Here is a 14,825-nt window from a genome sequence, read left to right as displayed (position 1 = left end):
AATCATGGAAAAATTTGAAATGATTTCTATCACAGATATACAAAAAAATCCCTATCAACCTCGAAAAGAATTTGATAGAGAAAAACTAAATGAACTAGCACAGTCTATTAAAGAAAATGGGATCATTCAACCGATTATTGTTCGTCAATCTCCTGTTATTGGTTATGAAATCCTTGCAGGAGAGAGACGCTATCGGGCTTCACTTTTAGCTGGTCTAACATCTATACCAGCTGTTGTTAAACAACTCTCAGACCAAGAGATGATGGTCCAGTCCATCATTGAAAATTTACAAAGAGAAAATTTAAATCCAATAGAAGAAGCACGCGCCTATGAATCTCTCGTAGAGAAAGGATTTACCCATGCTGAAATTGCAGATAAAATGGGCAAGTCTCGTCCTTATATCAGCAACTCTATTCGCTTGCTTTCCTTACCAGAACAGATCCTCTCAGAAGTAGAAAATGGCAAACTATCACAAGCACATGCACGTTCGCTAGTTGGCTTGAATAAGGAACAACAAGACTATTTCTTTCAACGAATCATAGAGGAAGACATTTCTGTAAGGAAGTTAGAAGCTCTTCTGACAGAGAAAAAACAAAAGAAACTTCAAAAAACGAATTATTTCATACAAAATGAAGAAGAACAGTTAAAAAAACTACTCGGATTAGATGTAGAGATTAAACTATCTAAAAAAGATAGTGGAAAAATCATTATTTCTTTTTCAAATCAAGAAGAATACAGTAGAATTATCAACAGCCTGAAATAAGGCTGTTCTTTTATTTTTTTATCTCACAAGGTTATCCACTATTTTTTTCAATAAAAAGCTTAATAAATCAATAGTTTCTGCTTTTATCCCCAACCTGTGGATAAAACTTGGTAACATTGTGGATTATTTTTCACAGCTTGTGGAAAATTCTTGCTATCTATGGTAAAATAAATCTAGCATTAAACTTTTAAATAGTAAAGGAGGAGAAAGGATTGAAAGAAAAACAATTTTGGAATCGTATATTAGAATTTGCTCAAGAAAGACTGACTCGATCCATGTATGATTTCTATGCTATTCAAGCTGAACTCATCAAGGTAGAGGAAAATGTTGCTACTATATTTTTACCACGATCTGAAATGGAAATGGTCTGGGAAAAACAACTAAAAGATATTATTGTTGTTGCTGGATTTGAAATTTATGATGCTGAAATAACTCCCCACTATATTTTCACCAAACCTCAAGATACGACTATCTCACAAGTTGAAGAAGCTACAAATTCAACTCTTTATGACTATAGTCCAAGGTTAGCATCTATTCCTTATTCGGATACTGGATTAAAAGAAAAGTATACCTTTGATAATTTTATTCAAGGGGATGGAAATGTTTGGGCAAAATCTGCTGCTTTAGCTGTTTCAGAAGATTTAGCTTTGACCTATAACCCTCTTTTTATATATGGAGGTCCAGGTCTTGGTAAGACTCACCTATTAAATGCTATTGGTAACGAAATTCTAAAAAACATTCCTGATGCGCGTGTTAAATATGTCCCTGCTGAAAGCTTTATTAATGACTTTCTTGATCACCTAAGACTGGGAGAAATGGAAAAGTTTAAAAAGACATACCGTAGCCTTGATCTTTTATTGATTGATGATATACAATCTCTAAGTGGTAAAAAAGTTGCAACACAAGAAGAATTTTTCAATACCTTTAATGCACTGCACGACAAGCAAAAACAAATTGTCCTAACCAGTGACAGAAGTCCAAAACATCTGGAAGGACTTGAAGAAAGACTTGTCACGCGCTTTAGTTGGGGATTAACACAGCACATTACACCTCCTGAATTTGAAACGCGTATTGCCATTCTACAAAGCAAAACTGAACATTTGAATTACAATTTCCAAAACGATACTTTAGAATACTTAGCAGGTCAATTTGATTCAAATGTTCGCGATCTCGAAGGGGCAATTAATGATATCACTTTGGTCGCTAGAGTAAAAAAAATCAAAGATATTACAATTGATGTTGCTGCAGAAGCTATTAGAGCTCGAAAACAAGATGTTAGCCAAATACTCGTCATCCCAATTGATAAAATCCAAAATGAAGTTGGTAACTTTTATGGTGTCAGTGTCAAAGAAATGAAGGGAAGTAGACGTCTTCAAAATATTGTGTTAGCCCGTCAAGTGGCCATGTATTTATCTAGAGAACTAACAGATAATAGTCTTCCAAAAATTGGGAAGGAATTTGGTGGAAAAGACCATACAACAGTCATTCATGCCCATGCCAAAATTAAATCTTTGATTGATGAAGACGATAATTTACGTTTAGAAATTGAATCAATCAAAAAGAAAATTAAATAACTTGTGGATAACTTTTACTTTATTATCTTTTTTATCCACATTTTTTAAACAATCCAAAAAACTTGATATGACTTGTTTAAAGTCTGTTTTCCACAGATTTCACAGACTCTATTATTACTATTATCCTTCTAATACTAAAAATAAATAAAGGAGAATCCATGATTCATTTTTCAATTAATAAAAATTTATTTCTACAAGCATTAAATACTACTAAGAGAGCTATTAGTTCTAAAAATGCCATTCCTATTTTATCAACAGTAAAAATTGACGTAACCAATGAAGGTGTTACTTTAATTGGTTCAAATGGTCAAATTTCAATTGAAAATTTTATTTCTCAAAAAAATGAAGATGCTGGTCTATTAATTACTTCTTTAGGTTCGATCCTTCTTGAAGCTTCTTTCTTTATCAATGTGGTATCTAGCCTACCTGATGTGACTCTTGATTTTAAAGAAATTGAACAAAATCAAATTGTTTTAACCAGCGGCAAATCAGAAATTACACTAAAAGGAAAAGATAGCGAACAATATCCACGAATCCAAGAAATTTCAGCTAGTACTCCTTTAGTTCTTGAAACAAAATTACTCAAGAAAATTATCAATGAAACAGCATTTGCTGCAAGTACCCAAGAGAGTCGTCCAATTTTAACAGGTGTTCATTTTGTATTGAGTCAGCACAAGGAGCTAAAAACAGTGGCAACAGACTCTCATCGTCTAAGCCAGAAAAAATTAACGCTTGAGAAAAATAGTGATGATTTTGATGTTGTCATTCCTAGCCGTTCTCTACGCGAATTTTCAGCGGTATTTACAGATGATATCGAAACTGTAGAGATTTTCTTTGCCAATAACCAAATCCTTTTTAGAAGCGAAAATATTAGCTTCTATACACGTTTGTTAGAAGGAAACTATCCTGATACAGATCGCTTGATTCCAACAGACTTTAACACTACTATTACTTTTGATGTTGTAAACTTACGCCAGTCAATGGAACGTGCTCGTCTTTTATCAAGTGCGACTCAAAATGGTACTGTGAAACTTGAAATTAAAGGTGGTATTGTTAGCGCCCATGTTCACTCTCCAGAAGTTGGTAAAGTAAACGAAGAAATCGATACTGATCAGGTTACTGGTGAAGATTTGACCATTAGTTTCAACCCAACTTACTTGATTGATTCCCTTAAAGCTTTAAATAGCGAAAAGGTGACTATTAGCTTTATATCAGCTGTTCGTCCATTTACTCTTGTGCCAGCAGATACTGACGAGGACTTCATGCAGCTCATTACACCAGTTCGTACAAATTAAGTGAAAGAGGTTGAGCCTAGCTCGCCTCTTTTATGATATAATCGAAAAAGAAAAGGAGAGTAGTATGTATCAAGTTGGAAATTTTGTTGAAATGAAAAAACCACATGCTTGCACCATCAAGTCAACTGGTAAAAAAGCAAATCGTTGGGAAATTACACGTGTAGGGGCAGATATAAAAATAAAGTGCAGTAATTGTGACCATGTTGTCATGATGGGGCGCTATGATTTTGATCGAAAGATGAATAAAATTATTGACTGATACTCAATGAAAATCAAAGAGCAAACTAGGAAACTAGCCGAAGACTGTACTTGAGTACGGCAAGGCGACGTTGACGTGGTTTGAATTTGATTTTCGAAGAGTATGAGAACCCTTAGTTAGAGGGTTAGCAAGTTTTCCCTTTTTGTGTTATAATATTAGGGATTGAAATGAAAACGGAGAATGAGAAAATATGGCTTTGACAGCAGGTATCGTTGGTTTGCCAAACGTTGGTAAATCAACACTATTTAATGCAATTACAAAAGCAGGAGCAGAGGCAGCAAATTACCCATTTGCGACGATTGATCCAAACGTTGGAATGGTAGAAGTTCCAGATGAACGCCTACAAAAACTAACTGAAATGATTACTCCTAAAAAGACAGTTCCAACAACATTTGAATTTACAGATATTGCAGGGATTGTAAAAGGAGCTTCAAAAGGAGAAGGACTAGGGAATAAATTTTTGGCCAATATCCGTGAAGTAGATGCGATTGTTCATGTAGTTCGTGCTTTTGATGATGAAAATGTGATGCGCGAGCAAGGACGTGAAGATGCCTTTGTAGATCCACTTGCAGATATTGACACCATTAACCTGGAATTGATTCTTGCTGACTTAGAATCAGTCAATAAGCGTTATGCGCGTGTAGAAAAGATGGCACGTACGCAAAAAGATAAAGAATCTGTAGCAGAATTCAATGTTCTTCAAAAGATTAAACCAGTCCTTGAAGATGGAAAATCAGCTCGTACAATCGAGTTTACAGATGAAGAACAAAAAGTTGTCAAAGGTCTCTTCCTGTTGACGACTAAACCAGTTCTTTATGTAGCGAATGTGGACGAGGATGTAGTTTCAGATCCTGACTCTATCGACTATGTCAAACAAATTCGTGAATTTGCAGCGACAGAAAATGCTGAAGTAGTCGTTATTTCTGCGCGTGCTGAGGAAGAAATTTCTGAGTTAGACGATGAAGACAAGCAAGAGTTTCTTGAAGCACTTGGGTTGACAGAATCAGGCGTTGATAAGTTGACTCGTGCAGCTTACCACTTGCTTGGACTGGGAACTTACTTCACAGCTGGCGAAAAAGAAGTTCGCGCTTGGACCTTCAAACGTGGAATGAAGGCTCCTCAAGCAGCTGGTATTATCCACTCAGACTTTGAAAAAGGATTTATTCGTGCGGTAACCATGTCATATGAGGATTTAGTGAAATACGGATCTGAAAAGGCTGTAAAAGAAGCTGGGCGCTTACGTGAAGAAGGAAAAGAATATATCGTTCAAGATGGCGATATCATGGAATTCCGCTTTAATGTCTAAAAAAATTAATGAATAGTGTCAATTAGGTTGGAAAAAAATTCCAACCCTTTTGGCTTTTGAAAGGAAAAATAAATGACCAAATTACTTGTAGGATTAGGAAATCCAGGAGATAAATATTTTGAAACCAAACATAATGTTGGTTTTATGTTGATTGATCAACTAGCGAAGAAACAGAATGTCACTTTTACACACGATAAGATATTTCAAGCTGATCTAGCATCTTTTTTCTTAAATGGAGAAAAAATTTATCTTGTCAAACCAACGACCTTTATGAATGAAAGTGGAAAAGCAGTTCATGCTTTATTGACTTATTATGGTTTGGATATTGAAGATTTACTCATCATTTATGATGACCTTGATATGGAAGTTGGGAAAATTCGTTTAAGAGCAAAGGGATCCGCAGGTGGTCATAATGGTATCAAGTCTATTATTCAACATATAGGGACTCAGACCTTTAATCGTGTTAAGATTGGAATCGGAAGACCTAAAAGTGGTATGTCAGTTGTTCACCATGTTTTGAGTACGTTTGACAAGGATGATTATATCGGTATTTTACAGTCTATTGACAAGGTTGACGAAGCTGTAAATTATTATTTACAAGAGAAAAAATTTGAGAAAACAATGCAGAGGTATAACGGATAAATGGTGACCTTATTAGATTTATTCTCAGAAAATGGTCAGATTAAAAAATGGCATCAAAATTTAACAGATAAGAAAAGACAATTAATGTTAGGTTTGTCAACTTCTACAAAAGCTTTAGCAATTGCTAGTAGCTTGAGACAGGAAGATAAGATTGTGTTATTGACGTCAACTTATGGAGAAGCAGAAGGACTTGTTAGTGATCTTATATCTATCTTGGGTGAGGAACTTGTCTATCCATTTTTGGTAAATGACTCCCCTATGGTCGAATTTTTGATGTCTTCACAAGAAAAAATCATTTCACGGGTTGAAGCATTGCGTTTTTTGACTGATTCATCTAAGAAAGGGATTTTAGTTTGTAATATCGCAGCAAGTCGATTGATTTTACCGTCTCCCAATATATTCAAAGATAGTATTGTAAAAATAACAGTTGGTAAAGAATATGATCAACACGCGCTTATCCATCAGTTAAAGGAAATTGGATATCGAAAAGTTACACAAGTACAAACTCAGGGCGAATTTAGTCTGCGAGGAGATATTTTAGATATTTTTGAAATATCCCAGTTAGAACCTTGCCGAATTGAGTTTTTTGGTGATGAAGTCGATGGTATCAGGTCATTTGAAGTAGAAACACAATTATCGAAAGAAAATAAGAAAGAACTCACTATATTTCCAGCTAGCGACATACTTTTGAGAGAAAAGGATTATCAACGAGGTCGGTCAGCTTTAGAAAAACAAATTTCAAAGACCTTATCACCTATTTTGAAATCATACCTAGAAGAAATTTTTTCAAGTTTTCACCAAAAACAAGTGCATTCTGATTCCCGAAAATTTTTATCTTTGTGTTATGACAAGACATGGACTGTTTTTGACTATATTGAAAAAGATACCCCAATATTCTTTGATGATTATCAAAAATTAATGAATCAGTATGAAGTATTTGAAAGAGAATTAGCACAATACTTTACAGAAGAATTACAGAACAGTAAAGCATTTTCTGAGATGCAGTATTTTGTAGATACAGAGCAAATCTATAAAAAACAGAGTCCAGTTACCTTTTTCTCTAATCTGCAAAAGGGGTTAGGAAATCTCAAGTTTGATCAAATTTATCAATTTAATCAATATCCTATGCAGGAATTTTTCAATCAATTTTCTTTTCTAAAAGAAGAAATTGAGCGATACAAAAAAATGGATTATACTATTATTCTTCAGTCTAGTAATTCAATGGGAAGTAAAACATTGGAGGATGTTTTAGAGGAATATCAGATTAAATTGGATTCCAGAGATAAGTCAAGTATCTGTAAAGAATCTGTAAACCTAATCGAGGGGAATCTCAGACATGGTTTTCATTTTGTAGATGAAAAAATTCTATTGATTACTGAACATGAGATTTTTCAAAAGAAATTGAAACGTCGTTTTCGAAGACAACATGTTTCAAACGCAGAGAGATTAAAAGATTACAATGAACTTGAAAAAGGAGATTACGTTGTTCACCATATCCATGGAATTGGTCAATATCTAGGGATTGAAACAATTGAAATCAAAGGGATTCACCGTGATTATGTTAGTGTTCAATACCAAAACGGGGATCAAATCTCTATCCCAGTGGAACAGATTCATCTACTTTCCAAATATGTTTCAAGTGACGGTAAAGCACCTAAACTCAATAAATTAAATGATGGTCATTTCAAAAAAGCAAAGCAAAAAGTTAAGAACCAGGTAGAGGATATAGCTGACGATTTAATCAAACTTTATTCTGAACGCAGTCAGTTGAAGGGTTTTGCTTTCTCAGCTGATGATGAAGATCAACATGCTTTTGATGATGCCTTCCCTTATGTTGAAACGGATGATCAACTTCGTAGTGTTGAGGAAATCAAGAGAGATATGCAGGCTTCTCAGCCAATGGATCGACTTTTAGTTGGAGATGTTGGTTTTGGAAAGACTGAAGTTGCTATGCGTGCAGCCTTTAAGGCAGTCAATAATCACAAACAGGTTGTCGTCTTAGTTCCGACGACGGTTTTAGCGCAACAGCACTATACGAATTTTAAGGAACGATTCCAAAATTTTGCAGTTAATATTGATGTGTTGAGTCGCTTTAGAAGTAAAAAAGAGCAGACTGAAACACTTGAAAAATTGAAAAATGGTCAAGTTGATATTTTGATTGGAACACATCGTGTTTTGTCAAAAGATGTTGTGTTTTCTGATTTGGGCTTGATGATTATTGATGAGGAACAGCGATTTGGTGTCAAGCATAAGGAAACGTTGAAAGAATTGAAGAAACAAGTGGATGTTCTAACTTTGACAGCAACGCCAATTCCTCGTACCCTTCACATGTCTATGCTGGGAATCAGAGATTTGTCTGTTATTGAAACTCCGCCGACTAATCGTTATCCAGTGCAAACCTATGTCTTGGAAAAGAATGATAGTGTCATTCGTGATGCGGTCTTGCGTGAAATGGAGCGTGGAGGTCAAGTTTACTATCTTTACAACAAAGTTGACACGATTGACCAGAAGGTTTCAGAATTACAGGAGTTGATTCCAGAGGCTTCGATTGGTTATGTTCATGGTCGAATGAGTGAAATCCAGTTGGAAAATACTCTACTAGACTTTATTGAGGGACAATACGATATCTTGGTGACGACTACCATTATTGAGACAGGGGTGGACATTCCAAATGCCAATACTTTATTTATTGAAAATGCGGAACATATGGGCTTGTCAACCTTGTATCAGTTAAGAGGAAGAGTCGGTCGTAGTAATCGTATTGCTTATGCCTATCTCATGTATCGTCCAGAAAAATCAATCAGTGAAGTTTCTGAAAAGAGATTAGAAGCAATTAAAGGATTTACAGAATTGGGCTCCGGATTTAAGATTGCTATGCGAGATCTTTCGATTCGTGGAGCAGGAAATCTTTTAGGCAAATCCCAGTCTGGTTTTATTGATTCTGTTGGTTTTGAATTGTATTCGCAGTTACTAGAAGAAGCTATTGCTAAACGAAACGGTAATGCTAACACTAATACAAGAACCAGAGGGAATGCTGAGTTGATTTTGCAAATTGATGCCTATCTTCCTGATACTTATATTTCTGATCAACGACATAAGATTGAAATTTACAAGAAAATTCGTCAAATTGACAACCGTGTCAACTATGAGGAGTTACAAGAAGAGTTGATGGACCGATTTGGAGAGTACCCAGACGTGGTAGCCTATCTTTTAGAGATTGGTTTAGTCAAGTCATATTTGGACAAGGTCTTTGTTCAACGTGTGGAAAGAAAAGAAAATAAGATTACAATTCAATTTGAAAAAGTCACTCAACGACTGTTTTTAGCTCAAGATTATTTTAAAGCTTTATCCGCAACGAACTTAAAAGCAGGCATCGCTGAGAATAAGGGATTAATGGAGCTTGTATTTGATGTCCGAAATAAGAAAGATTATGAAATTTTAGAAGGTCTGCTGATTTTTGGAGAAAGTTTATTAGAGATAAAAGAGTCGAAGGAAGAAAATTCCATTTGATATTTTTCTTCTATAAAACAGATAAAAATGATACAATAATAAGTTGAGGTAATAAGGATGAGATTAGACAAATATTTAAAAGTATCACGAATTATCAAGCGTCGTACAGTCGCAAAAGAAGTAGCAGATAAAGGCAGAATCAAGGTGAATGGAATCTTGGCCAAAAGTTCAACGGATTTGAAAGTTAATGACCAAGTTGAAATTCGTTTTGGAAATAAGTTGCTACTTGTAAAAGTACTAGAGATGAAAGATAGTACAAAAAAAGAAGATGCAGCAGGCATGTATGAAATTATCAGTGAAACACGGGTAGAAGAAAATGTCTAAAAATATCGTACAATTGAATAATTCTTTTATTCAAAATGAACATCAACGTCGTCGCTATCTGATGAAAGAACGACAAAAACGTAATCGTTTCATGGGTTGGGTTCTTATTTTGATGATTTTATTGTTCATTTTACCAACTTATAATCTTGCTCAAAGTTATCACCAATTACTCCAAAGACGTCAACAGTTATCAGACTTGCAAACTCAGTATCAAACCTTGAGTGAGGAAAAGGAGAAAGAGACAGCTTTTGCTACAAAGTTGAAAGATGAAGATTACGCTGCTAAATACATGCGTGCAAAATATTATTATTCTAAGAATCGGGAAGCTGTTTATACGATTCCTGACTTGCTTCCAAGGTGATAAAATGGAAAATTTATTAGACGTAATTGAGCAATTTTTGAGTCTATCGGATGAAAAACTAGAAGAGTTGTCTGATAAAAATCAACTATTGCGTTTACAAGAAGAAAAGGAAAGGAAGAATGCGTAAATTCTTAATTATTTTGTTGCTACCGAGTTTTTTGACTATTTCAAAAGTCGTTAGCACAGAAAAAGAAGTCGTCTATACTTCGAAAGAAATTTATTACCTTTCACAATCTGACTTTGGTATTTATTTTAGAGAAAAGTTAAGTTCTCCCATGATTTATGGAGAGGTTCCTGTTTATGCGAATGAAGATTTAGTTGTGGAATCTGGAAAATTGACTCCCCAAACAAGTTTTCAAATAACCGATTGGTGCTTAAATAAACAAGGAATTCCAGTATTTAAGCTATCAAATCATCAATTTATAGCTGCAGACAAACGATTTTTATACGATCAGTCAGAGGTAACTCCAATAATCAAAAAAGTATGGTTAGAATCTGATTTTAAACTGTACAATAGTCCTTATGATTTAAAAGAAGTGAAATCATCCTTATCAGCTTATTCTCAGGTATTAATCGATAAGACTATGTTTGTAGAAGGAAGAGAATTTCTACATATTGATCAGGCTGGATGGTTAGATAAGGAATCAACTTCTGAAGAAGATAATCGTATGAGTAAAGTTCAAGAAATGTTATCGGAAAAATATCAGAAGGATTCATTTTCTATTTATGTTAAGCAACTGACTACTGGAAAAGAAGCTGGTATTAATCAAGATGAAAAGATGTATGCAGCTAGTGTTTTGAAACTACCTTATCTTTATTATGCGCAAGAAAAAATAAATGAGGGTCTTTATCAGTTAGATACGACTATAAAATACGTATCTGCAGTTAATGATTTTCCAGGTTCTTATAAACCAGAGGGAAGTGGTAGCCTCCCTAAAAAAGAGGATAATAAAGAGTATTCTCTCAAGGACTTAATAACGAAAGTATCTAAAGAATCGGACAATGTAGCTCATAATATATTGGGTTATTACATTTCAAACCAATCTGATGCCACATTCAAATCCAAGATGTCTGCTATTATGGGAGATGATTGGGATTCAAAAGAAAAATTGATTTCTTCTAAGATGGCTGGGAAGGTTATGGAAGCCATTTATAATCAAAATGGATTTGTATTGGAATCTTTAACTAAAACAAATTTTGATAATGAGCGAATTGCCAAAGGTGTTTCTGTGAAGGTAGCTCATAAAATTGGGGATGCGGACGAATTTGAGCATGATACGGGTGTTGTCTATGCAGATTCTCCATTTGTTCTTTCTATTTTCACTAAGAATTCTGATTATGATACGATTTCTAAGATAGCCAAGGATGTTTATGAGGTTCTAAAATGAGGGAACAAGATTTTTTAAATCATTTTCTCAAGAGAGGATATTTTAAAAAACATACTAAGGTGCTGTTAGCTCTTTCTGGTGGATTAGATTCTATGTTTCTATTTAAGGTATTATCTACTTATCAAAAAGAGTTAGCAATTGAATTGATTCTGGCTCATGTGAATCATAAGCAGAGAATAGAATCAGATTGGGAAGAAAAGGAATTAAGGAAGTTGGCTGCTGAAGCAGAGCTTCCTATTTATATCAGCAATTTTTCAGGAGAATTTTCAGAAGCATGGGCTCGAGATTTTCGTTATGATTTTTTTAAAGAGGTCATGAAAAAGACAGGTGCTACAGCCTTAGTCACTGCCCACCATGCTGATGACCAGGTGGAAACGATTTTAATGCGTTTGATTCGAGGCACTCGTTTGCGCTATCTATCAGGGATTAAGGAGAAGCAAGTAGTCGGAGATATAGAAATCATTCGGCCCTTCTTGCATTTTCAAAAAAAAGGCTTTCCATCAATTTTTCACTTTGAAGATGCATCAAATAAGGAAAATCATTATTTTCGCAATCGTATTCGAAACTCTTATTTACCAGAATTAGAAAAAGAAAATCCTCGATTTAGAGATGCAATCTTAAGCCTCGGAAATGAAATTTTAGATTATGACTTAGCCATAGCTGAATTATCAAAGAATATTGATGTAGAAAATTTAGAGCAGCTATTGTCTTACTCTGAGTCGACACAAAGAGTTTTACTTCAAACTTATCTGAATCGTTTTCCAGATTTGAATCTTACAAAAGCTCAGTTTGAAGAAGTTCGGCAAATTTTAAAAACTAAAAGCCAGTATCGTCATCCGCTTAAAAATGGCTATGAATTGATAAAAGAGTATCAACAGTTTCGGATTTGTAAAATCAGTCCGCAGTCTGATGAAAAGGAAGATGAACTTGTGTTACACTATCAAAATCAGGTATCTTATCAAGGTTATTTATTTTCCTTTGGACTTCCTTTAGAAGGTGAATTAATTCAGCAGGTACCTGTTTCACGCGAAACATCAATACACATTCGTCATCGAAAAACAGGAGATTTTTTGATTCAAAATGGACATAGAAAAAAACTCAGACGTCTATTTATTGATTTGAAAATCCCTATGGAAAAGCGAAAATCTGCTCTGATTATTGAGCAATTTGGTGAAATTGTCTCAATTTTGGGAATTGCGACCAGTAATTTGAGTAAAAACACGAAAAATGATATAATGAACACTGTACTTTATATAGAAAAAATAGATAGGTAAAAAAATGTTAGAAAACGATATTAAAAAAATTCTCGTTTCATACGATGAAATTACAGAAGCTGCTAAAAAATTAGGTGCTCAACTCACTAAAGACTATGCAGGAAAAAATCCGATTTTAGTTGGGATTTTAAAAGGATCTATTCCTTTTATGGCTGAATTGGTTAAACATATTGATACACATATTGAAATGGACTTCATGATGGTTTCTAGCTATCATGGTGGAACAGCAAGTAGTGGTGTCATTAATATCAAGCAAGATGTGACTCAAGATATCAAAGGAAGACATGTTCTGTTTGTAGAAGATATCATTGATACAGGTCAAACTTTGAAGAGTTTAAGAGATATGTTTAAAGCAAGAGAGGCTGCTTCTGTTAAAATTGCAACCTTGTTGGATAAACCAGAAGGACGTGTTGTAGAAATTGAGGCAGACTATACCTGCTTTACTATCCCAAATGAGTTTGTAGTAGGTTATGGTTTAGACTACAAAGAAAACTATCGTAACCTTCCTTATGTTGGAGTGTTGAAAGAAGAAGTATATTCAAATTAGAAAGAACAATTTTTAATGAAAAAACAAAATAATGGTTTAATTAAAAATCCTTTTCTATGGTTATTACTTATTTTTTTCCTAGTTACAAGTTACCAGTATTTTAGTACAGGTAGTGTTGCAGGGAAAAGTGAGCAAATTAATTATACAGAATTGGTAAAAGAAATTACCGATGACAATGTAAAAGAATTGACTTACCAACCAAATGGCAGTGTTATCGAAGTTTCAGGTGTTTATAAAAATCCTAAAATAAGTAAAGAAGCAACAGGCATTCAGTTCTTTTCTCCTTCTGCTACAACAGTAGAGAAATTTTCAAGTATTATTCTTCCTTCAGACACTACAGTTTCAGAATTGCAAAAGCTTGCTTCTGACCATAAAGCGGAAGTAACTGTTAAGCATGAAAGTTCAAGTGGTATGTGGATTAATATTCTTGTATCCATTGTGCCATTCGGTATTCTTTTCTTCTTCCTATTCTCTATGATGGGAAATATGGGAGGGAATAATGGCCGTAACCCAATGAGTTTTGGGCGTAGTAAGGCTAAAGCCGCAAATAAAGAAGATATTAAAGTAAGATTTTCAGATGTTGCTGGAGCTGAGGAAGAAAAACAAGAACTAGTTGAAGTTGTTGAATTCTTAAAAGATCCAAAACGATTTACAAAACTTGGAGCCCGTATTCCAGCAGGTGTTCTTTTGGAGGGACCTCCAGGAACAGGTAAAACTTTGCTTGCTAAAGCAGTCGCCGGAGAAGCAGGTGTTCCATTCTTTAGTATCTCAGGTTCTGACTTTGTAGAAATGTTTGTCGGAGTTGGAGCTAGTCGTGTTCGTTCTCTTTTTGAAGATGCCAAAAAAGCAGCACCAGCTATCATCTTTATCGATGAAATTGATGCTGTTGGACGTCAACGTGGAGTTGGTCTTGGCGGAGGAAATGACGAACGTGAACAAACCTTGAACCAACTCTTGATTGAGATGGATGGTTTTGAGGGAAATGAAGGGATTATTGTCATCGCTGCGACAAACCGTTCAGATGTACTTGACCCTGCCCTTTTGCGTCCAGGACGTTTTGATAGAAAAGTCTTGGTTGGCCGTCCTGATGTTAAAGGTCGTGAAGCAATCTTGAAAGTTCATGCTAAGAACAAACCTTTAGCAGACGATGTTGATTTGAAATTAGTGGCTCAACAAACTCCAGGTTTTGTTGGTGCTGATTTAGAGAATGTCTTGAATGAAGCAGCTTTAGTTGCTGCCCGTCGCAACAAGTCAGTTATTGATGCTTCAGATATTGATGAAGCAGAAGATAGAGTTATTGCGGGACCTTCTAAGAAAGATAAGACAGTGTCACAAAAAGAACGTGAATTAGTTGCCTACCATGAGGCAGGACATACCATTGTTGGTCTAGTCTTGTCGAATGCCCGTGTTGTTCATAAAGTTACCATCGTACCACGTGGACGTGCAGGTGGTTATATGATTGCACTTCCTAAAGAAGACCAAATGCTTCTTTCTAAAGAAGATATGAAAGAGCAATTGGCTGGATTGATGGGTGGACGTGTAGCTGAAGAAATTATCTTTAATGTCCAAACTACAGGAGCTT

14 protein-coding genes are annotated in these 14,825 nt (G+C 34.9%); all 14 read left to right on the top strand.

Annotation, left to right across the window (positions count from 1 at the left end):
* Window positions 1–4 precede the first annotated feature (4 nt).
* The gene (locus RWM06_RS03655) at window positions 5–763 is read left to right on the top strand and encodes a ParB/RepB/Spo0J family partition protein (RefSeq protein WP_313970162.1); all 759 of its coding nucleotides are present in this window, start codon (window positions 5–7) and stop codon (window positions 761–763) included.
* A gap of 212 nt (window positions 764–975) precedes the next feature.
* Complete coding sequence (dnaA, locus tag RWM06_RS03650) at window positions 976–2,337, top strand: chromosomal replication initiator protein DnaA (protein WP_313970161.1); 1,362 nt, start codon at window positions 976–978, stop codon at window positions 2,335–2,337.
* Window positions 2,338–2,495: 158 nt separating this feature from the next.
* Window positions 2,496–3,632: a DNA polymerase III subunit beta gene (gene dnaN, locus RWM06_RS03645; RefSeq protein WP_000581174.1), complete on the top strand. Its 1,137-nt coding sequence runs from the start codon at window positions 2,496–2,498 to the stop codon at window positions 3,630–3,632.
* Between the two features lie 64 nt (window positions 3,633–3,696).
* Complete coding sequence (locus tag RWM06_RS03640) at window positions 3,697–3,891, top strand: DUF951 domain-containing protein (RefSeq protein WP_000285186.1); 195 nt, start codon at window positions 3,697–3,699, stop codon at window positions 3,889–3,891.
* Window positions 3,892–4,081: 190 nt separating this feature from the next.
* Window positions 4,082–5,197: a redox-regulated ATPase YchF gene (ychF, locus tag RWM06_RS03635; protein WP_001218700.1), complete on the top strand. Its 1,116-nt coding sequence runs from the start codon at window positions 4,082–4,084 to the stop codon at window positions 5,195–5,197.
* A 72-nt stretch (window positions 5,198–5,269) separates the two neighbouring features.
* Entirely contained in the window at window positions 5,270–5,839 is a 570-nt protein-coding gene (gene pth, locus RWM06_RS03630) for an aminoacyl-tRNA hydrolase (RefSeq protein WP_313970160.1), read from the top strand.
* Window positions 5,840–9,349 carry a transcription-repair coupling factor gene (mfd, locus tag RWM06_RS03625; RefSeq protein ID WP_313970159.1) on the top strand — a complete coding sequence of 1,170 codons (3,510 nt, stop codon included), beginning with the start codon at window positions 5,840–5,842 and terminating at the stop codon, window positions 9,347–9,349.
* 57 nt (window positions 9,350–9,406) lie between these two features.
* Entirely contained in the window at window positions 9,407–9,673 is a 267-nt protein-coding gene (locus tag RWM06_RS03620) for an RNA-binding S4 domain-containing protein (RefSeq protein WP_001234978.1), read from the top strand.
* On the top strand, window positions 9,666–10,034 hold the full coding sequence (locus RWM06_RS03615; RefSeq protein ID WP_000041905.1) for a septum formation initiator family protein: 369 nt from the start codon (window positions 9,666–9,668) through the stop codon (window positions 10,032–10,034). The genes RWM06_RS03620 and RWM06_RS03615 overlap by 8 nt, the downstream gene beginning before the upstream one ends.
* A 4-nt stretch (window positions 10,035–10,038) precedes the next feature.
* Window positions 10,039–10,161 (top strand): SP_0009 family protein, encoded by a 123-nt coding sequence (locus tag RWM06_RS03610; RefSeq protein ID WP_020902316.1) that lies wholly within the window; start codon window positions 10,039–10,041, stop codon window positions 10,159–10,161.
* Window positions 10,154–11,422: a serine hydrolase gene (locus RWM06_RS03605; RefSeq protein ID WP_313970158.1), complete on the top strand. Its 1,269-nt coding sequence runs from the start codon at window positions 10,154–10,156 to the stop codon at window positions 11,420–11,422. Before RWM06_RS03610 ends, RWM06_RS03605 begins: the two co-directional genes overlap by 8 nt.
* Window positions 11,419–12,696, top strand: a complete 1,278-nt coding sequence (tilS, locus tag RWM06_RS03600; RefSeq protein WP_313970157.1) for a tRNA lysidine(34) synthetase TilS — start codon at window positions 11,419–11,421, stop codon at window positions 12,694–12,696. The genes RWM06_RS03605 and tilS overlap by 4 nt, the downstream gene beginning before the upstream one ends.
* A 4-nt stretch (window positions 12,697–12,700) precedes the next feature.
* Window positions 12,701–13,243, top strand: a complete 543-nt coding sequence (gene hpt / locus RWM06_RS03595; protein WP_313970156.1) for a hypoxanthine phosphoribosyltransferase — start codon at window positions 12,701–12,703, stop codon at window positions 13,241–13,243.
* 15 nt (window positions 13,244–13,258) lie between these two features.
* Window positions 13,259–14,825 (top strand): ATP-dependent zinc metalloprotease FtsH (gene ftsH, locus RWM06_RS03590; protein ID WP_313970155.1); only part of this gene is annotated, 1,567 nt, incomplete at its 3' end.

Origin of the sequence: uncultured Streptococcus sp. (assembly GCF_963516575.1) — a bacterium.
Taxonomy (GTDB): domain Bacteria; phylum Bacillota; class Bacilli; order Lactobacillales; family Streptococcaceae; genus Streptococcus.
This window is presented reverse-complemented; position numbering and strand designations above follow the sequence as displayed.